Annotated in this window: 20 protein-coding genes; 3 read left to right on the forward strand and 17 right to left on the reverse strand. The window is 42.4% G+C overall.

From position 1 onward, the window contains the following. The first annotated feature begins 1 nt into the window (after nt 1). Entirely contained in the window at nt 2–1,771 is a 1,770-nt protein-coding gene (locus tag ACFPA1_RS06950; protein ID WP_378581831.1) for a sensor histidine kinase, read from the forward strand. Between the two features lie 63 nt (nt 1,772–1,834). Here the strand turns inward: ACFPA1_RS06950 and ACFPA1_RS06955 are convergent, their stop codons facing one another. From ACFPA1_RS06955 to ACFPA1_RS06985, 7 genes are all read right to left on the reverse strand, one after another. Further along, nucleotides 1,835–3,022, reverse strand: a complete 1,188-nt coding sequence (locus ACFPA1_RS06955) for a M20 metallopeptidase family protein (RefSeq protein WP_378581832.1) — start codon at nt 3,020–3,022, stop codon at nt 1,835–1,837. Nucleotides 3,023–3,049: 27 nt separating this feature from the next. Beyond that, complete coding sequence (locus ACFPA1_RS06960; RefSeq protein WP_378581833.1) at nt 3,050–4,237, reverse strand: amidohydrolase; 1,188 nt, start codon at nt 4,235–4,237, stop codon at nt 3,050–3,052. A 178-nt stretch (nt 4,238–4,415) separates the two neighbouring features. Then, nucleotides 4,416–4,886 (reverse strand): CoxG family protein, encoded by a 471-nt coding sequence (locus tag ACFPA1_RS06965; protein ID WP_213139910.1) that lies wholly within the window; start codon nt 4,884–4,886, stop codon nt 4,416–4,418. A 160-nt stretch (nt 4,887–5,046) separates the two neighbouring features. Next, nucleotides 5,047–6,318 carry an MFS transporter gene (locus ACFPA1_RS06970; RefSeq protein WP_378581865.1) on the reverse strand — a complete coding sequence of 424 codons (1,272 nt, stop codon included), beginning with the start codon at nt 6,316–6,318 and terminating at the stop codon, nt 5,047–5,049. Between the two features lie 72 nt (nt 6,319–6,390). Continuing rightward, nucleotides 6,391–6,951 (reverse strand): class I SAM-dependent methyltransferase, encoded by a 561-nt coding sequence (locus ACFPA1_RS06975; protein WP_378581834.1) that lies wholly within the window; start codon nt 6,949–6,951, stop codon nt 6,391–6,393. A gap of 108 nt (nt 6,952–7,059) precedes the next feature. Further along, the gene (locus ACFPA1_RS06980) at nt 7,060–7,719 is read right to left on the reverse strand and encodes a class D sortase (protein WP_378581835.1); all 660 of its coding nucleotides are present in this window, start codon (nt 7,717–7,719) and stop codon (nt 7,060–7,062) included. Nucleotides 7,720–7,776: 57 nt separating this feature from the next. Further along, nucleotides 7,777–8,619 (reverse strand): LPXTG cell wall anchor domain-containing protein, encoded by an 843-nt coding sequence (locus ACFPA1_RS06985; RefSeq protein ID WP_378581836.1) that lies wholly within the window; start codon nt 8,617–8,619, stop codon nt 7,777–7,779. Between the two features lie 192 nt (nt 8,620–8,811). Here ACFPA1_RS06985 and ACFPA1_RS06990 point away from each other — a divergent pair, with 192 nt between their 5' ends. Further along, nucleotides 8,812–9,804, forward strand: a complete 993-nt coding sequence (locus ACFPA1_RS06990) for an NADPH:quinone oxidoreductase family protein (RefSeq protein WP_213139905.1) — start codon at nt 8,812–8,814, stop codon at nt 9,802–9,804. A gap of 58 nt (nt 9,805–9,862) precedes the next feature. Here the strand turns inward: ACFPA1_RS06990 and ACFPA1_RS06995 are convergent, their stop codons facing one another. From ACFPA1_RS06995 to ACFPA1_RS07015, 5 genes are all read right to left on the reverse strand, one after another. After that, a complete protein-coding gene (locus ACFPA1_RS06995) occupies nt 9,863–10,798 on the reverse strand; it encodes an aldo/keto reductase (protein WP_378581837.1) in 936 nt (311 codons plus the stop codon). Between the two features lie 40 nt (nt 10,799–10,838). Then, a complete protein-coding gene (locus tag ACFPA1_RS07000; RefSeq protein ID WP_213139903.1) occupies nt 10,839–11,783 on the reverse strand; it encodes a phosphotriesterase family protein in 945 nt (314 codons plus the stop codon). A 16-nt stretch (nt 11,784–11,799) separates the two neighbouring features. Next, nucleotides 11,800–12,120 (reverse strand): carboxymuconolactone decarboxylase family protein, encoded by a 321-nt coding sequence (locus tag ACFPA1_RS07005; protein ID WP_378581838.1) that lies wholly within the window; start codon nt 12,118–12,120, stop codon nt 11,800–11,802. A gap of 15 nt (nt 12,121–12,135) precedes the next feature. After that, entirely contained in the window at nt 12,136–12,384 is a 249-nt protein-coding gene (locus ACFPA1_RS07010; protein WP_213139902.1) for a hypothetical protein, read from the reverse strand. A 132-nt stretch (nt 12,385–12,516) separates the two neighbouring features. Then, nucleotides 12,517–13,713 carry a CaiB/BaiF CoA transferase family protein gene (locus tag ACFPA1_RS07015; RefSeq protein ID WP_213139901.1) on the reverse strand — a complete coding sequence of 399 codons (1,197 nt, stop codon included), beginning with the start codon at nt 13,711–13,713 and terminating at the stop codon, nt 12,517–12,519. 143 nt (nt 13,714–13,856) lie between these two features. Between ACFPA1_RS07015 and ACFPA1_RS07020 the strand changes: the two genes are divergently transcribed. Then, entirely contained in the window at nt 13,857–14,654 is a 798-nt protein-coding gene (locus ACFPA1_RS07020; RefSeq protein WP_213139900.1) for an HAD family hydrolase, read from the forward strand. A gap of 111 nt (nt 14,655–14,765) precedes the next feature. Here ACFPA1_RS07020 and ACFPA1_RS07025 read toward each other — a convergent pair whose 3' ends face one another. From ACFPA1_RS07025 to ACFPA1_RS07045, 5 genes are all read right to left on the reverse strand, one after another. After that, entirely contained in the window at nt 14,766–16,508 is a 1,743-nt protein-coding gene (locus ACFPA1_RS07025; protein ID WP_378581839.1) for an acetolactate synthase catalytic subunit, read from the reverse strand. A 15-nt stretch (nt 16,509–16,523) separates the two neighbouring features. Then, a complete protein-coding gene (locus ACFPA1_RS07030) occupies nt 16,524–17,501 on the reverse strand; it encodes an NAD(P)H-quinone oxidoreductase (RefSeq protein WP_378581840.1) in 978 nt (325 codons plus the stop codon). A 22-nt stretch (nt 17,502–17,523) separates the two neighbouring features. Then, nucleotides 17,524–18,543: a zinc-dependent alcohol dehydrogenase gene (locus ACFPA1_RS07035; protein WP_378581841.1), complete on the reverse strand. Its 1,020-nt coding sequence runs from the start codon at nt 18,541–18,543 to the stop codon at nt 17,524–17,526. A gap of 89 nt (nt 18,544–18,632) precedes the next feature. After that, entirely contained in the window at nt 18,633–19,757 is a 1,125-nt protein-coding gene (locus tag ACFPA1_RS07040) for a CocE/NonD family hydrolase (RefSeq protein ID WP_378581842.1), read from the reverse strand. Continuing rightward, nucleotides 19,724–20,356 (reverse strand): CocE/NonD family hydrolase, encoded by a 633-nt coding sequence (locus tag ACFPA1_RS07045; RefSeq protein ID WP_378581843.1) that lies wholly within the window; start codon nt 20,354–20,356, stop codon nt 19,724–19,726. Before ACFPA1_RS07045 ends, ACFPA1_RS07040 begins: the two co-directional genes overlap by 34 nt. Nucleotides 20,357–20,616: the final 260 nt, after the last annotated feature.

The following is a 20,616-nucleotide window of genomic DNA, read 5'->3' on the forward strand; positions in this document are numbered from 1 at the left end:
AATGGATTCTTTAAAACGTTCCTTTTTTATTAAAAATTTAAGCAAGCTGCTGATTCCAATGCTAATCCCGGTGTTAATTCTAGGAACACTTGCGATTACGTTAATTCATTTATATCTGAAGGAAAAGATAAATCAAGAAAACTTGAATCTATTAAATCAAATCCAAATGAACGTGGAAATGATTTTCGATGAGCTAAATTCTATTAACTTAACCATTGCCGCTAGCGCCAAAGAATTTCTGGACCTGCAAAACATGCTCGAGAAAAAATGGCTGGATCCTGAGGATTTTGTTAAACTGGCGTCGTTAAAAAATACCATCGACTCTCCCGCGATTGCTCATCCGTACATTGATTCGATTTATATTTATATAGAGAATGACAAACAACGTTTTTTAACATCGACAACAGGCGGTGTAGTAGACCTCCGTCATTTCGATGATGTTTCCTGGTACAAGGGGATCGACAAGGTCAAAAGCGCTGATACTGTTTGGACCCAAAAAAGAACAGTCATTCGAAAGCTCGTAGATTTTCCTGACCAGAAGATTGATGTCATTTCTTTGTATCGAAGCTTTACTCTCGCAAACGGTAACATGGGTTATATTATTTTGAATGTAAACACTGATTATGTAAAGGATAATCTAAACAGCTTATATAAAATGAGCGGTCAAAATATTTTGGTCATGGATAAAAGTAACCAAGTTCTGTTTGTAAATCATCCAGTCCATTTAACGTCATTCGAAAAGAAGGAAATGATTTCCTCCTCTAATGAAATTAACACATTGAAAATAGGAAACGACCCTTCTGCTGTATTTAAACTGGACTCAAAAAAATATGGCTGGGTGTTTTTTTCGACTATCCCGAGGAGTTCCCTTTATAAGCTGCCATACCAATTAAGCATGGTTACATTAATTCTTTTACTCTCGTCGGTTATCGTGGGAGGGATTATTGCTTATTTCCTAACAAAAAGGAATTTTGCCGAAATTGATTCGATTGTCAACATCTTAAATAATGCCGAAAAAGGTGAACCTCTCCCCCATTTGCCATCCGTGGTAACGGATGTTCACAGCCTAATCATTCATAAGATTTTGACCAATTTTATGGAGCAATCCTATATGAAGGTGCTCCTGTCGGAGAGAAAATATAAAATGCAGGCACTGGAATTATCCGTGCACCAATCCCAATTAAATCCGCATTTTTTGTACAATACACTAGAAACGATTAATTGGAAGGTTATCAGTCTTACCAAGCGGCCAAACGAGATTAACCAAATGATTGATCATCTCGGGAATATCCTCCGCTATTCTTTAACTGCAAAGGATAGCTTAGTTGTTTTAAAGGATGAAATCAAACATACGAAAAGCTATGTTGAGATTCAGAAAATTAGGCATAAGGATCAATTTGCGTTCTATTGGGAATGTGATGAGGGTGTTGAAAACTATTATGTTGTTAAACTGTTCCTACAGCCTTTGATTGAGAATTCACTCCAGCATGGCCTGCCGGGCTTGGGAAGAACCCTTTCGATTAAAGCGAAAATAAGAGTGTTTCCTTCACACCTTTATGTAGCGGTCATTGATAATGGCAAGGGAATCGGCAAGGCAATGCTAGAGGAAATCCGTTCAAAGCTGAAATCAAATTATACAGCAAACGATCACATCGGCCTTTATAATACCCATAAACGCTTGCAGCTAACCTACGGGGATAACTATGGCCTGGCCATCCGCAGCAAACTCGATTGGGGAACAAGCATTTCAATCCAAATCCCTATCAAATAAATAAGGGGCCTGGCACCGGCGCGTTAACCATTAACGTACCGGGGTTCAGGCCCCTTTTACATCTTAATTTTCATTTAAGTACTGCAATGCGCTTCTGACAAAATATTGAACCCCTAGAATCAATGCTTCTTCTTTTACATCAAATTTTGGATGATGGTGCGGATAATTTTCGGCAGGGTTGTGGCTTCCCGCACCCAAAAATGCGAAGCATCCCGGTGCTGCCTCTGCAAATGCCGAGAAATCTTCACTACCCATCAATGCTGTACCTCTGACAAAATGCTCCTCACCAAAGGTTTCAATAATAACCTTTTCAACCATAGAGGTAATTTGTTCTTCATTGATAGTTGGACTGTAGCCAAAGTCATAGTTTAATTGATAAGTTGCACCATGTGCTTCTGTGAGTCCCTTTGTTAATTTTTCCATCCAAATTGGAATGTCCTTGCGAACTTCCGGGTCAAACGTTCGGACAGTACCGCCTAAGGTCACTTTGTCTGGAATGATATTGTTGGCCGTTCCCCCGTGGAACTGGGCAACCGTAATAACTGCTCTATGGCTGGCATCGACTTTTCTGGAGATAAACTGATTGATTCCATTTACCAACTGAACACCAATGGCAATCGGGTCAACAGTTTCTTCCGGTGCCGAACCATGCCCGCCTTTACCTTGAATGACAATATCAAAATCATCACACGCCGCAGTCACATGTCCGTAACAGAGCGAGAATTTACCCAACGGACCTTGTGAACCAAGGTGAAGTCCAATCACACCGTCAAGGCCATCTGCTGCCCCCGCCTTTACCATTTCCTGGGCGCCGCCAGGATTAAGTTCTTCTGCATGCTGGAAGAAGAAGCGAACTTCCCCTTTGATTTCGACCTGTAATTGCGACAGAACTTTAGCTGCGCCAAGGAGCATCGCCGTATGTCCGTCATGACCGCAGGCATGCATCACGCCTATATTTTTGGAGGAAAATGGCAATCCTGTTTCCTCTTGGATTGGCAGGGCATCCATATCTGCCCGCAGCCCCAAGACTTTGCCAGGCTGGCTGCCGAATAAGCGTCCCATGACACTGGTTGGCGTGACCCTGGAAACTTCAATATTGCCAAACGATTGCAGTTTTTCATAAACGTAATTAGAGGTTTCAAACTCTTGGAAAGAAAGCTCCGGATTTTCGTGAAAATGTCTGCGCCACTCAATTACTTCTTCTTCAACTGCCTCTATTAGTTTCTGGATATCTACTACTCTTTCAATCACAAAATCCCCTCCACATAACGGGTACTTTTATTTTTCACCTAAGAATTTGAAGGCCGAGCGGACGAAATAATTGACACCTTTTATTAAAGACTCTTCCTTCACATCAAATTTTGGATGATGATGCGGATAATTTTCGGCAGGGTTCTCGCTTCCAGCACCTAGGAAAACAAAACATCCCGGTGCTTCCGCTGAAAATGCGGAGAAATCTTCCCCTCCCATGATCCCATTTGCAATGACTCGTTTGCTTTCTCCGAATGTTTCCACAATGGTTTGCTCCACCAATTTGGTGATATTTTCTTCATTTATGACAGGTGCGTATCCCAGCATATAGTTTAGTTCATATGAAGCGTCATGGGCCTCAGTGATCCCTTTTGCAATTTTTTCAATCCAGACAGGAATTTGTTTACGTACTTCCGGATCAAACGTACGGACAGTACCACCAAGGCTTACGCGATCAGGAATAATATTATTGGCTGTTCCGCCATTGAATTTGGTAACAGAAATGACAGCGCGCTGGGCTGCATCCACTTTTCGTGAAATGATTTGGTTGATTCCGTTAATAATTTGAACACCGATAGCTATTGGATCAATCGTAGCATTTGGTGCAGAACCATGTCCGCCCTTGCCTTGAATATCAATATCAAATGCATCAGTCGCTGCAGTGACTGGTCCATAACAAACGGTAAAGATCCCTGAAGGAATTTGCGAACCAAGGTGAACGCCGATGACCCCATCAATTCCTTCTGTAACGCCGGCCTTCACCATTTCCGATGCGCCGCCAGGGAACAATTCCTCCGCATGCTGGAAGAAAAAGCGGATTTCCCCTTCTATTTCATCCTTTAATTGGGACAGAACTTTTGCCGCTCCTAAAAGCATGGCAGTATGTCCATCATGACCGCAGGCATGCATCACACCGCCATTTTTGGAGGCAAATGGCAGCCCGGTTTCTTCTTGAATGGGAAGCGCGTCCATGTCAGCACGTAAAGCAACAACTTTACCAGGCTTTGCGCCGATAATCCTACCTAACACGCTTGTTGGCGTTGGACGGGATAACTCAATATTGCCAAAGGACTCCAGCTTCTCAAATACGTACTTGGATGTTTCTACCTCTTGAAATGAAAGTTCAGGATTTTCATGGAGATGCCTGCGCCACTCCACAACCTCTTTTTCAACAGCTTCAACTAATTTCTGAAGATCCAGCGTTTTCTCGACCATAAATTAAGCCTCCCTAAAATTCTTTTATTCAAGATAATTTTAGAGAAAAAGTACACTGAAATACAACAAAAATATAGAATATTCTAATAACGGTCAATATAAGAGTATTTTCTGAATCTAAGAAACCTTTTTCTTCCACTTTATATTATTTCAATAAGAAAACATCCAGCTTTAGGTCTCAAGTACGAAATTTCTTTCTGGACTGATAGACAGCCTTTTTAATTTCCTTTTCCAGGTTTTGGAATAGGTTTTCGATTACCTTGATTGCTGCTCCATTTAGTAACCGATCAGGAGTCACTTCCATAGTCCCTGTTATCACAACATCAGCTTTAATAGTTAATTTGCAAGCCCCTTGCCAATCTCTTAGAAATAAATCAGACTGCGCCTGAATATTTCCAAGTTTGCTAGTTCCGTTTATTTTCAGGCGATAAAATGATGGGTTTTTCTCTTCTATACGTCTTATGTCGATCGCAAATACATCGTTGATTGGACCAATCCGGATATCAATTTCGCCTCGGTAGACACCACTTGAAGTTTCAACAAACGACTTGCAGTTTGGAATCGAGTTTTTTAGAACCGTTTCATCTTTCATCCACTTCCATACTAAATTTCTTGGCAAACCAAAGGCATGATTGTACTCAATCTTCAACGTTATCCCCCCATTGGGCATCAGTATTAGAACTTTATGTCAATCATTGTATTCATTAGTTACCGGTCATGTTAAAGAAGTATTGTGGTGTCTGGGCTATTCATGAAAATTTTCCATACACGAAAAAATTCCAAGCCAATATTGGCCTGGAACTTTTATGCTATTCATTCGGTTGTTTACTCCTGGACCAAACGACAACAGGGATAAGCAGCAAAGATAGAATCCCCCCTACTAGTGAAAGTATCGTGTAACTTGTCTGCGCAACTACCATCCCAGAAAGAACCCCGCCAGAAGCACCGGCAAGAGCAACCAAAACATCTAAGGTCCCCTGTGTCTTAGCGCGCGTGGACACATCCGTTGCATCGACAATAAGCGCCGTACCGCTAATCAACCCGAAGTTCCAGCCAAGCCCTAGAAGTGCAAGTGCAATCATAAGGACTAGCATTGAATCGGATGGTGCAAAAGCAGCAAGGACACCTGCCGTAAGCAAAGTAGCACCTGCAACAATGGACATTGCCGTGCGGCCAATTTTATCAGCAAGTATCCCAGTCCCCAGAGATGGAAGGTACATGGCGCCAATATGAATACTGATAATTAATCCGATATCACTCAGATCATGTCCATGGTTTCTCATATGGACAGGTGTCATGGTCATGATGGCAACCATCACTAACTGTGTTAGGACCATCAGGGCAGCACCGACTACGAGTTCGCGCTTCTTCTTGAGTGATGCACCGATGGGTAGTTTTGAAGAAGAATCTCCATTGCTGCTATTAACTTCCGACAATAGCTTCGCAATCTTGAGAGGATCTGGGTGCAGGAACAACAACAACACGGAACCGGCCAGAATGAACGCAGCTGCCCCTAAAATAAACGGCCCAGCCAAAGCAGGGACGCCCACTGACAAAGCGAACCTGCCCATTACATCAATAAGGTTCGGCCCGGCAACAGCTCCGAAAGTCGTCGCTAACATGGTGATACTAATCGCGGTTGCCCGCTGTGAAGGACTAGCGAGATCGGTACCTGCATAACGTGTTTGCAGGTTAGCTGCGGTTCCGGCACCATAGATTAATAGTGATGCAAACAGCAGAATAATAGAATTGATGACAGCTGCCGTCACCACTCCAATCGCGCCGATCCCCCCGGCCAAAAAACCCGCTGCCAGTCCAAAACGGCGGCCGTATCGCTGCGACAGTCTTCCTATCAGAAGTGCTGCACCTGCGGAACCAAGAGTCAACAATGCAACTGGCAGTCCGGCAAACCGGTCGGTTCCCAGCATATTTTTGGCTAGCAGTGCCCCAACCGTTACACCAGCAGCAAGTCCTGCCCCACCGAGCATCTGGGAAATGACCGCTACCCCCAAAGTCCGCTTATATAACCTTTTTTGCCTTTCAGGCGAATCGATGTAAAGATGTATTCCACCCACTGGAATTTCTAAAACTTTGGCGTTATCGTCAACTTTTGGGTCAATCACCTTTTCACCTCCCTTATATTTTTTAAATAGCTAAACCTTTTGACAAAATACCGTTTGCCGTCCTTCTTGGTCGTTCTCTTCAAAAAAGTGCACTTTCCATTCACTGAATTCGTTTAAAAGCTCTTTTGGCTTCAATTTATATTGATTGGATATCGTTTGGTATGCTGTCTTGGGTGACTGAAAATAGGTTTCCATAAAGAAAAATCCGTTCCTTTTTACCATGCTTTTGACAAACGGAAAGAGGGATCGGTCTAGGTAGTAGGTAATCACAATAAGGTCTGTTGCACTGAGCGCCATCTTAAGCTGCGTGACATCCGTTAAATCACAGACTCGCGGATTAATATTAAGTTGCTGTTTAACAGCTTGTTCCTGAAGAAAGTTGATGGCAATCTTTGATATATCAAGAGCCTCTACATGATAGTTTAATTGGGCAAGAAAAATACTGTTTCCACCTAGACCGCAGGCAAGGTCAAGGGCATTCCCACCGTGAAGATGTACTGAAAGATCTTTCAATCTGGGATTGGGATCAGGCTCCTTTAACTCATTCAGGCGATCTTTGTATTTGGCGTTCCATTTAGATTTCATATCCATTTTATTACACCACATCCATCTTGTATAAATGCCTAAATTCTACCATACAAAAAGCCCACTAAAAAGGGGGCAAAATGAAAAATGAGGCCTGAATAGCACAAAAAAGAATCAGGCCCCTTTTAATTTGGCGTGGATAATTAGACGGTGAGTTCCTGTGGTGATAGGGTCGCAGGTGATCAATGTCAAGATCCGGTCTTGACCATTGGGATTTAAAACAGATAAATCATCAGGTTCCACAATTAAAACATTGTAAATATCGTAGGTATAGGCTTGTTTTTTGTCCTCCACCACAATTTCATCGCCAGGCTTTAGTTCATTCAAGCGGTTAAACATTCTTCCATACGATCGGCTGCGATGGGCTGCAATGGCGGCGTTACCGATTTCACCGGGAAGGGCCGTACCATCCAAATGGCTAGCACCAATTTTTAAATTGGCTTGACTTGCCCCTTCTAATATGGGCAGAGTTAGGTCTATCTTTGGTATTTTTATAATACCGGTCATGCCGTCCATTTCGAAATTTTTATTTATCAGGGCAGGCTCCTGAATTGTTCCACGCTCAGGAATAGGCTCCTTTTCCAGGCTTTCATCAAATGCCTTATTTAGACGTTGATAATTATTTTCCAGAGAGGTTTTGTTTCCTTGTTTTTTTTCATCCCATTTCTTTAACAGTAAATTTTGTTCATGGTTATGAAAAACCTCTGTAATTTTTGGATAAAACATAATCATAATGCCTAAAAGAATTAAAAGGACAGCAGTTAACTTTTTCATATATACACCTCAATAAAAAAATTGAGAGAGATATTAATCTCCCTCAAAGCTATGATTCTAGTTGTTTAGCTTTTTCCGTCTTAATAAATACACACCGGAAGCGGTAACGAGTAGTCCGAGTAAATAATAGCCAAATGGGCTTGACTCTCCTGTTTTTGGAAGAACCCCAGTTGTTGTGGTTTGTTTTATAGTTTCTTGTGCCGGAGGATTCTGATTTCCTTGATTTTGTGGAGGCGGGGTATTATTATCCGTACCTCCCGGATTTGGCCCTGGTTGATTTGGATTTTCTGAATTTCCTGGTTTATCTCCTGGATTGTCTCCCGGCTTATCTCCCGGATTGTCGCCTGGCTTATCTCCCGGATTATCCCCTGGATTGCCATGATCATCGTCATCGTCACCTGGCGGAGGTGGTGGTGGTGGAGGATAACATTTTTCCTGCCAATAATTGATGGTACCGTTTGCTTCGACACCGACTCTTACGTCGCTTACAGGAATGATAACCGGTTCCCTGTCCTTTATAATCAGCTTGAAGGCAGTGATATCATCCGTTACGTATTCAGCATTATCTTTTAATTTAAAATTCGGGGAATTCCCTGGTGCTTCCATCTTAGTCCAAACGCCTTTCCAAAGGACATAAACCTCTACTACGTTTTCCTTACAGTCATTTTTTAAATGAAAATGAATTTCTGTACTCTTATTACCCTTTTGATCCTGGTCGCCCAAGTTCCCGTTATTAGGATTGCCGTTATTCCCTTCCTGTTGTCCCCCGTTATTGTTCCCGTTTTCATTTCCATTCCCTTGACCGTTTGCGGCAACATAAGAAGCGGGAATGATTAGTAGGAAAATTAGTACATACATGGATGCCATTAACAACATCCTTTTTAGGCTAATCGTCTGCAATGCGCCACCTCTTTCCTAATTTAAAAACAAGTTGAATGCAGTTCTATACTATTCAACATTTTCCTCAATAAGTACGCTTCCTTTTTCCTATTTCTTTTTAATTAATTTTTTGATAAATCTGAATTTGTTTTACAAAAAAGGCTTTTCCTTGTAAAATGGCTTCAATAGTAAAAAAGTGGGAGGGGAAAAAATTTGAGTGAATTGTTTAAAGCATTAGTGGTTGATAAGACGGAGACCGATTTTTCAGTTGAGGTTAAAGAAGTTTCTTTTGACATCCTTCCTGAAGCGGAAGTACTAATCAAGGTTGCTTATTCCAGCATAAATTATAAGGATGGACTCGCCAGCATCGCAGATGGCAAAATAGTCAGGTCATATCCGTTTATCCCAGGTATTGATTTAGCGGGAGTTGTTGTCTCGTCTCAGGACCCACGCTTCCAAGAAGGTGATAAAGTTATCGCGACAAGCTATGAGATTGGGGTATCCCATTATGGAGGCTTCAGTGAATATGCACGGATTCCTGGCGATTGGGTTGTTCCGCTTCCGGAGAATCTTTCGCTGAAAGAAGCGATGGTTCTAGGAACTGCTGGATTTACTGCTGCCCTTTCTGTACAAAGGTTAGAAGAAAACGGTGTTACCCCTGCAAAGGGAAAGGTTTTGGTAACTGGAGCAACCGGCGGTGTCGGAAGTATCGCTGTATCGATGCTGGCCAAACGGGGATATGAGGTTGTTGCGAGCACTGGTAAAGCTACAGAGCATGATTTTTTACATAAGCTGGGGGCGGCTGAAGTTATCTCAAGGGATGAGGTTTATAATGGAAAAAATAAGGCATTGGATAAACAACTTTGGGCTGGTGCGGTTGATCCGGTCGGCGGCGAATCCCTTGCAGCAATTTTAAGTAAAATTCATTATGGTGGATCAGTAGCTGTAAGTGGATTAACTGGAGGAGGAAACGTTCCGACTAGCGTCTTTCCTTTTATTCTGCGTGGTGTAAACCTGCTGGGGATCGATTCGGTCTATTGCCCAATGGAAGTACGCAAAAAGCTGTGGGATCGAATGGCCACAGACTTAAAGCCGTCCACGCTATTGGATTCCATTGCAGTTGAAATTTCGCTAGACGACCTGCCTGAAACCCTGCCTATCATTTTGAAAGGACAGGCAAAAGGGAGATTCGTAGTAAGAATTTAAGCTTTTAAAAATTGAAGGACCCATCGGAATTAAGTTTCCAAAGGGTCCTTTTTCTGATTTATAATTGGAATATCTGGTCAATGCTTTGAATCTCTTGTGGTGAAAGCTCCACATCTAGCGTTTTTAAATTATGAAGCACTTGGTCTGCATTTTTGGCACCTGGAATAATCACATCGATTCCTTCACGTGTTAAATACCAGGCAAGTACCACATGAGCAACCTCTGCCCCTTTTGCATCGGCAATTTCCCTTACCTTCTCAATTTTAGCTAAGTTTTGCTCATACACTTCTTTCTGGAATTGCGGCCGTTTTTGATTCTTTTCACTAATCACTGTATTAATATTATATTTTCCCGTCAAAAACCCGGAGGCAAGCGGGTAGAAAGGAACAAAAGAAATATCATGTTCAATCGTGTATGGGAATAATTCTTTCTCTGCTTCTCTGCTTAATAAGTTATAGCCCCCTTGATAGACGTCGACATAGCCGTCTTTATTCGCTTCCTTTAACTGCTCGAGGGAAAAATTAGAGACCCCAATCGCCCTGATCTTCCCCTCATCTTTTAGCTGCTTCAAGGCCCCGACCGCTTCATCCTTAGGTGTATCTTGATCAGGGAAATGAATATAAAATAAATCTATGTAATCCGTTTGCAGGCGCGTTAGGCTCTCCTCTACTGCCCGCTTTAAAAAGCTTGGGGAATTATCGAGCATCACTTCACCCCCAACAAATTTATGGGCGGCTTTTGTGGCAATCACAATCTCTGAACGATTTCCCCTTTCCTTGACCACTTCCCCGACGATTTCTTCAGAACGCTTTGGACCATAGATAAACGCAGTATCCAAAAAGTTAATTCCCTGTTCCAATCCTACCCGTACTAAATCCCTTCCTGCTTCCTCATCCAGGTTGGGAAATAGATTATGTCCGCCAACCGCATTGGTACCTAAACCAATAGGATTCACATATAAATCTGTCTTTCCAATTCGAATTTGCTTAACCATGTACCATTCATCTCCTTGTTTATACTATTTTGCAAGTTTCCTAATTTCCCTCAAACCAACGGCGAGCGTTATCAACCATCATATTGGTAACCTGCTCTTCCGTTACACCGTTTTTCTTCAATTCTGGAATCACTTCTTCTAACACAAAACTCATGCTCCACTTCGGAAATGTTTTTGCAGATGTTCCATCGGGATACCAATCATAGGAACAGCAATAATCCTGTGATAGGAACATGCGGTCTGCATACCCTAGTTTGGCCAACGCAATCACGGTATCGTTTCGGGATTCGTTTGAACATACTCTAGTTATTCCGTATCGATCCATGCCAATAAATGGTCCCCGCTCCAGTACCTGCAGGATGTACTCCTGATTGTCGGTATCCCCAGTATGCCCAATTAATACCCGTTTTGGATCCACACCCTCTTCTTGTAAAATATCAAGCTGTTTTAGGCCCGTTCCGCTCGCCGGGTGGGAATGAGTCATAATCGGTACACCGGTCATTTTATGGGCCCGCGCTGCAGCACGGATCACTTTTTCAACATCCCTGGTAACCCCTTGTGCATCGGTGGCACATTTTAAAAAGCCAGCCTTGATGGATGTGTTTTGAATGCCGACCTCGATGTCTCTGACAAATAATTCCGCCATATAGTCAATGCTGCGATTTTGGAAGTGAGGCGGGATGTAATGGTAAGAATAAATACCAGTAGCAGCGATAATTTGCACACCCGTTTCACGGGCCACTCTCTCAATAAAGCGGATATCCCGGCCAAGTTCCATCACCGTTGGGTCACAAATGGTTTTAACACCAAGTTCCTTCACTTTATTTACCTGCTCTACCGCTTTGGCAAATTCCTTTTCCTCGTCATATAAATGGGGAAATTGTACAAAGACAGCTTCTGAGCGGACACGCATATGTTCATGAATCAGCGTAACCCCAAGTTCAGAAGACTCAACTGGTCCAGTTACAGTATTTACTAATGTCATAGCCTAGTCTCCTTCTTTATTTTTCTAGCAATTTATCCAAACTCTCTTGTACTCTTGGTCTTGATGAAGTGAATTCTTCTAATTCCGTTTTGAAGGTACCATGAATCCGATTGATCATCCCTGCTACCCCAACAGTAGTACAAAGGACGAGTATTTGCCTTGGGGTAAAGTGTTCTCTGAGTCTGTCATATAATTCATCCTCAATTCGAACCTCCGTAGCCAGCCTCTCCGTATATTCAAGTACAAGCCGTTCTATATCGGTATAAACAGTACTTTCCCTCCAGTGACGGAGGTGATCCACTTTATCTTTAGATAGTCCAATGCCCCGACCGAGCATAATATGGGTCGGTACTCAGTAATGACACTTGTATAATGTGGAGGTATAAAGATAAGCAAGTTCAGTCAGCTGAATATCTACCTCACCGGACCGGTACACACCAAAGATAAGATCCGAAACTCCTTCCAATACCTTAGGCTGATTGGCCAGCACCTTGAAAACATTCATTACGTGTCCCCCGGACGCATCCTGAATGAAATCTAAAGACTCCTTGACTTCGGGACTTGCCTGGTCATACTCTATCAATTCAATACGTTCCATCATCTACCAACTTTCTATTTCCACTTTATTGATAGTTTATAATTTTCAGACAATAATTGCAAAGCCAGGGTATTTCCTGGTTTGTTAATAGTGTTCTTAAACTTTTCACTAGTCGACAAATTGTATTCTAGCAATCTATTCTTCAGAAGTGCTAACAACTCTAAGCGTCAAATATCTTTCTATTTCCTCCATGGAATAACCTAATTCCGCCAATATTTCAACGGAATGTTCGCCTATTTCTGGTGGAGGTGAAAAATTCTGAGCATTGGTATCATTGATTTTAATAGGAACTCCAGTAACAAATACTGCGTCCCCTTGTTCACCCATATTCATTTTTCGAACCATATTCCTATCCTTTATTTGCGGATTGTTAATGATGTCCATTAATGTGTTAACCGGGCCGCACGCAATTCCAGCGTTTTGAAGAAGCTGAAAAACTTCCTCTTTTGTATACTGGATGGTCCACTCTGAAACCATCTTTTCCAATACATCCCGATTCTCCATTCGTCCCTCCTTGCTATTAAAGGGAGAATCGCTATTCAGCCATTCATTTTTACCTATGATTCTGCAAAGCTTTTCCCACATATGCTGAGCAGCGGGTGCAATAAATATATAACCATCCTTTGTCGGATACGTATTACAAAAGGCAAGAGGGTCACGATTGCCGATTCGCCGAGGCTCTATTCCCTTTAACATAACTTCAGAAAAATGGTAACCAAGCAAGGATATCATTCCATCAAGCATGCTTACATCAACATATTTTCCTCTCCCGGTTCGTTCTTTGTGCAATAATGCCAGCATCGCACCCATAGCCGCTTGTAAACCGGAAAGATGATCGGCAATATAAAAACCGACGTTGGTAGGAGGTCCGTCTAAATGTCCGGTAAGCCCTGCTAATCCACTCATAGCTTGAATGGTTCCATCGTATGCTCCATATTCTCGATAAGGCCCTGTTAAGCCAAAACCTGTAATATGGACCATGCTTATTTTGGGGTTAATTTCCGAAATAGTTTGATAGTCTATTCCTAAACGCTCAGGCACCCCAGCACCATAATTCGTAATGAGAAGGTCCGCTGTTTCTACAAGCCTATGAATGATTTCTCTGCCTTCTTCGGATTTTAAATTGATAGAAAGTCCTCGTTTATTTCGGTTCTGGGCAGCGAAATACAGGCTTGTATCCTCATGGAAAGGACCAGCCATTCTTCCTACTTCCCCCTCAATCCGTTCTATTTTGATTACTTCAGCACCGTGGTCACTAAGGATTTGACTGCCGTAAGGTCCCGAAATGTAATGAGTAAAATCTAAAACCCGAATGCCAGATAGAATTGACATACCGGTCACCTCTCTTTTTATATTTTTTTATAAAATGTGGGAATAGCGACTTTCCAACACTTATATGTTTGCTTTTTTAAAAATTGTTTTATATAAATGGTATATTGAACATAGTAACCATAAAAAAAGAGAGGAAATATCAAATGAAATGTTTTTCGATTGATCTGGATGGAACGTTATTAAACTCAAAACATGAAATATCAGATGAAAGTTTCAAGGTACTAAAGGAATTACGGGAACAGGGACATCAGATTATTTTTAACACAGGCCGAGCTTTTGATGATGTGATTAAATATGAGCATGTGCAAAAAATAGCAGCTCCCATTTTTACTATTAATGGGACTGTTCTATACTCTGAAACAAGAGATGTCCTATACGAAGCATCTTTATCGGTTTCCATCTATAAAGAGCTGATGCAAATTTTAAAAGAAATTGGAATGTGGATTATGGTCTATACCAATAAAGGTGGTTTTCCATGTCGATATCCAGCGCTTCAAGAAAAAGATCCTGAAGAAATCGTGAAGATTTTCCATCATTATGATTACGATCAAATTCTAGATAAGGATGATATTAAAATTTACAAGATTATGGTCGTCGCACCCGGGAACCAACTTGAAAAAATTGACCAAGTCAAACAAGCAATCGAGGGGAAATTTGCAGTCTCCATGGCCTCTTCTTACGTTCACGTAGTCGAAATTACCTCTATTGAGGCAAATAAAGGAGAAGCACTGCGACGATACCAACAATTAATGAATATCCAGTTTGATGAAATTTTTGCGTTTGGTGACGGTGGGAATGATATCTCCCAATTTAAAGCAGCAACTACTTCCGTCGCAATGGCCAATGCCCCCCTATATGTTCAGCAGGAAGCGGATATCGTCTCTAAGTCAAATGATGAAGATGGATTTGCCTATGCGGTTCGGAACTTATTAAATATCTAGCATTTCTTGACTAAGGCATCATTCAAAAACTAAACAAATTCGGGGCGTGTCTTTCACGCCCCTCCTTAATTTCTTGATCAAAACTTGAAATTAGGACGAATTATTTGTTAGTTAAATATTATTTAATACGCTCAAAAAAGGAAGAGGCGGAAAAGAAGCAGGATCTGCTTTTAAATCAATAACCACTGATCCTTCTGTTGCAAAGGCCTCCTTCAAAGTTTCTTCGATTTTTTCTGGAGAACTCACTCTAATACCTTTTACGCCGCATGCTTCCGCCACTTTGGCATGGTCAACGGCAGTCAGGTCACAAGCAGATGTATTTCTTCCCCAGCGGGCCTGCTCAGCCCATTTTTGATAGGCCAGAACTTCATTGTTTATGACGGCAAGCACCACATCTATTCCGTGCCGTTTACATGTTTCCAGTTCACTCCAAACATGAGCAAAGCCGCAATCTCCTGATAAACAAAAGACCTTTTGATTTGGTTGTGCTACCTTTGCACCCATTGCCATCGGAAGCCCCCAGCCAAGACCTGCAATTCCCCGTGGAAAAATAAATTTTCGACTTCCTTTTGCCTTGATATAATTGGCCAGCCAAACAGACGAGAAGCTTGCATCCGCCACAATAATATGATCATCTGTTAATTGTTTTTCAAGTTCGGCTAAAAATCTTTCCACTCTAATCGGCGAATGGTCTGTGTTTTGGATTTTTTCTGCTTCCTCGGTATGAGCTTTTCTTGCTTTGGCAATTGCTTCTACCAGACTAGGACGCTGTTTATCTCTTTTTTCGAGATTCTTGCGTAAAAGGGCGTTTTTCAATGCTTCTAATGTTAATTTTGCATCTCCCGCTAATCTTAAAGATTCATAGTTGCGGCCAATTTCCAATGGGTCAATATCGATGTGAATAAATCGTGCATCTTTAGAAAATAGTTTCCAAGAATCGGTTCCATTTTGGTTAGTGCGATTTCCCACCAATAAAATGACATCGGCCTCTTCAACCACTGGCCTCAAGAATTTTGTGGCGCCGCCTTTACCCATGTAGTAACCAATCGGTCCGATGGTTAACGGATGTTCTTCATCAACTGAGCCTTTTCCCATCGTCGTTGTCGCGACAGGGATTGAACATTCTTCTTGAATTTGGCGAAGTTCGTCGATAGCCCCCGATGAAATGACACCTCCGCCTGCATAAATAAATGGACGTTCTGCATTTGCGAGCAGTTCAGCAGCCACTTCGATTCGGGACGGGTCTGCAATAGTCCGGTCCAAAGGGTAAGCAGACAGGCAAGCCTTTCTTTCTATTTGTAAAGGGTTTTTCTTCGTATCGAAGGAAATATCTTTTGGAATAAGCAAAATGGCAGGTCCAGGCCGCCCGCTCGCTGCAGCGGTAAAAGCCATGTCCACGTAATCTTCGATTCTAGCTTCTGCTGGAACTTTTTTCACCCATTTGGCTACACCTGAGAAAAGCTTTACATGATCAAGCTCCTGAAAGGAGTTTTTTTCCTCCTCAGAAATCGGCACCTCATCAACGAGGGCCACTACCGGATGGGAGGCCTTTAGGCATTCTGCCAGCCCAGGAACCAACAATGTGGCAGCGGGTCCATTCTGTGCCGCTACAACCGCTACTGTGCCAGAACACATCGCGTACGCTTGCGCCATATAGGAGCCAGCATTTTCCTGCCTGAATCCGATTTGTTTAATTCCAAGATCGGAACAGGCAAGCATAATCGTTTGTGGATTACTTTGCCCAAAAATAAACTTAACACCATGGCGTTTTAATGCTAAAGCAAATCTCTCTGCATTAGTTAATTCCTTGGTTGAAATCTCAGTTTCCTTTTGTGTTTCTGTAACATTGGCCATTTACAATTCCCCTCCTCACTCTACCTTTAAAACAATCTTTCCGGTATTTCGATTTTCCGCCATATACTGATGAGCTGAAGATACATCTTTCCAATCAAAAACTTGATCGATAATCGGAGCCAGTTTTCCTGCACTAAATTTTCCTCTCGAAAATTCTTCAAACTGACGGGTTAAATCAATTTTAAATGCTTTGGTCCTGGACCTAAGCGTTGACCCGATAAATTGGATCCTCTTCTGAAGGAATGGGCCTAAATGCGCTGAGGTCAATGCTTGTCCGCCCAGGGTCCCGATTAAAATCCATCTTCCATCGATCCCAATTGACTTTACATTTGCTTCCCAATAAGAAGCACCGATGAAGTCCATGATTAGCTGGACACCTTTTCCATTCGTGATTTCATGGACTTTTTCCGAAAAATCTTCTTCCTTATAATTAACGGTATAGTTTGCGCCGAGAGATACACAGCGGTCTAATTTTTCAGCAGAGCCAGCAGTCACGATACTTACCGCACCTATTTCCCTTGCAATCTGGATGGCAGCTGTTCCAACACCGCTAGCGCCGGCATGAATCAGCACATGATCTCCTGCTTTTAAATTTCCTAATACAACCATGTTTAAATAGGCAGTCAGAAAGGCCTCCGGAATCGCTGCCGCTTCCTCAAAAGTCATCTCGTCCGGTATTCTCATCCCCATATCTGCCGGAATGACCACCTTCTCTGCATAGCCGCCGCCCGGCAATAGGGCATAAACCCGGTCACCTTCCTTCCAGTCTGATACACCATGGCCAACTTTTTCAACCACACCTGCCATCTCCAAACCAATAATGGTTGATTCACCAGGTGGTGGCGGATATAACCCTTTTCGCTGCAGTAAATCCGCCCGATTTATGGCTGTTGCTTTCACTTTTACAAGTAGGTCACCCTCGCTTAGGATCGGGTCATTTACTTCTTCGATATATAGATCATGATTTTTTTCGTTTACTAGAACAGCTTTCATCTAATCATTGCCTCTCTTTCATTTAAGTTTCTCTGGGGGTAAATAAAACTTTCGGGCTGCCATTGTTTAGGCATTCCTCAAAACCTTCTTTAAAATCCTTAAGTTCCAAGTATTTTTTTACAATTAAGATGACTTTGGTCTGCAATTTTTCCATTAATTTGATGGCTGTATGCCAATCCTCTTTTATGGCAGCGATACTGCCAGTCACTTTTAATTCTTTATAAGCGATGTCCATAAAAGATACATTTGTTAGTTTCGAGGATGTACCTATCTGGATAAATTGTCCTTTTGGACGCAGGACGGAAAGTCCTAAATTAACACCGTTTTCATTCCCGGAGCATTCGAAAACGATATCAATGTTCATATTTTTCTCTTTTAACAGACTTGGCAAATCCCCGGACATGACTGTGGTATCCACGCCCATTTGCGAAGCGATTTCGAGGCGGTCTGTATCTGCTTGCGTCCCACAAACTAACACTGTTGCCCCAAATTGTTTTGCTACAAGTGCCGTAAATAGTCCGATGGTGCCCGGTCCAATAATTAAAACTGTAACTGTTGGTGTAATATCAGCCTTATACACACCTCTTACTGCTACAGACAGCGGTTCAATTAACGCACCCGCATCATCTGAAATCGTATCAGGGACAATATAAACCTGCTGTTCATGAAGTTTTACAAACTGGGCAAAGACTCCATCATAATCGAAACCAATCCGCTTTCGTTTACTGCAAAGGTTAAATTCTCCCCTTGCGCAGTTTGGGCATTCTTGACAGCTGCTGTATGTAGGATGGGCCACAATCCGGTCCCCTATCACTGCTTTGGTGACCTTTTCCCCCACTGCGACCACTTCTCCGATAAATTCGTGGCCAATAATGACTGGAGGCGCTTTAGGATCACGGTGATAATTTCCTGTATATAGCTTTAAATCTGTTCCGCAAATACCTGCCCGCTTTACTTTGGCTAATATTTGGTATTCTCCTATTTCCGGAACGGCGATATCCTCTAAGGAAACCTGTCCATCTTTTAACACTACGCTTTCCATTTCGAATATCCCCCGTTATTTTTAATGAAAAAACCCTCAGCTGAGGGCTTTTTCACCTAATATTCTGTGTTTCTATCAAATTAACAAACCTACCTAGGTATAACCGGCAGCAAGATATGGGATGGATATTCTTCACTATGAAATACTTTTTGGGAAGCGGTAATAAACTCCCTGCTATCAATTCCAGATTCACCCGTGTTCGTATTCCGGTCAAAACGCGGGAAATTGCTGCTTGAAATCTCCACTCTCATCTGGTGCCCTTTTTTAAATAAATTACTGGTTGACAGTAAATCTATTTCATAGCGGTACACTTCATTTGGTGTGATGAGGGAAGGCGGCTGATTTTTATCTCTGTATTTGGCTCGGATAATGCCATCCGCTAAGTTAAACGCTTTCCCGTCTGGATGGACATCGACCAGTTTAGCGGTAAAGTCAGTGTCTACCGCGGAGCTTGATGCATATAAGACCACTTTTACCGGGCCAGTTACCTCAATGTCTTCCTCTAAAGCCTCACTCGTATAGACTAAAATATCATCGCGCACTTCCAAATGCTGCTGGTCGATTGGTCCGCGAAGATAATTCGCCGGCATTAACAAGTTGCCGCCTAGCGTTGGCACTGGATTGGCCGGGTCATAAACATAACTATCGTTTGTTTCCTCCAGCGGCGGTGTTGCGGATAGAGTACCATCGCCATCTTTCGTATTGGCCTTGCCATTACTTTGGAAATAGTAAGGTGTATATACGGTTCGTTTCAGTGGCCATTCCTGCTCACTGCGCCATTTATTTTCGCCCATAACAAATAGTTTGACTGGCGGCTCTTCCGTGATACCGTTTTCGATTCCCTTTAACCAATGGTCAAACCATTTTAATTGCAGGCTTGTTAAATCCGTTTTCAATTCAAGCAGCAGGCTGGATGTGCTCATGCCAAAATTGAGATCCCCTACGATTGGGGCAAACCCTGCATGTGCCCATGGACCAATCATAAGCTTAGTATTCTTCTTTTCTTTTAGTTTTTCATAATGCTCGAGATCCTGCCCTAATAAAAGATCATACCAGCCAGCCAATCCAAAAATAGGTACTTCAATGTTATCTGACTTTTCCCTAACACTGATTTCCTGATGGTATTCATCTCTTAGATCATGATTCAAAATATCGTGAACGAACGCGGCGTAGCCTTCCCCTAGTTTGAGCCATTCACTATCTCGGATCGGCAATTGCGAATAGGCTCTTCTATATGGTCAATGGAATCAAGAAGCGTCATAAATTCTTTGAGAAAATCCGCTTTTCCTTGTTTGGCCTTTATGACTGCATTCGGGCCAATCGTCGACATACTCCAAGAGACCAGTAAACCAAGTTCCAGCGCACCACCGCGATACATATACACATCTGTTCCCCATGTGATGGGAAAGATTGCTTTTAAGCTCGGCGGCTGCATGCTGGCTGCCTGGAATTGAGTCATCCCCATATACGACAGGCCATACATGCCGACGTTTCCATCCGAGTATGGCAAGGAGGCAGCCCACTCTACCGAATCGTAGCCGTCGTTATATTCATTTTTATAAATATAAAAAGGAGCTCCCTCTGATTCAAAGCGGCCGCGCACATCTTGAATGATGACGACATATCCTTTGTGGGCAGCAGCGATTGGATCCAGTACCATCGTGGTCAGGGGAAGAAATTCCTTATTATAAGGTGTTCGTTGTAACAGAACGGGATATTTTCCTTCTCCATCGGGACGAAAAACCTCAGCATACAAGGTGGTGCCATCTCTCATAACAGCTGGGACATTCTTTTCGTGAATGATTTTACTCAACAAAATCCCTCCATTTTGAATCGGTCGCATTGGTCTATGTTTACTTGCGGGTAAAGGGCACCCACTTGCGGATAACCCCCTCTTACTTGCGCATAAGCACTCTTCACTTGCGGATAACCCATTTTTACTTGCGCTATGCCATTTTACTTGCGCATAAGCGCTCTTTATTTGCGCATACGGTTTGGCCCCCTAATTCCGGACACAAGCTTATGTTTTCTCTTGTTTTCTCTATATTTCAATTTTGAGGTCAACCTTCTTCA

Origin of the sequence: Neobacillus sp. GCM10023253 (genome assembly GCF_042653105.1) — a bacterium.
Lineage (GTDB): Bacteria > Bacillota > Bacilli > Bacillales > Cytobacillaceae > Neobacillus > Neobacillus citreus.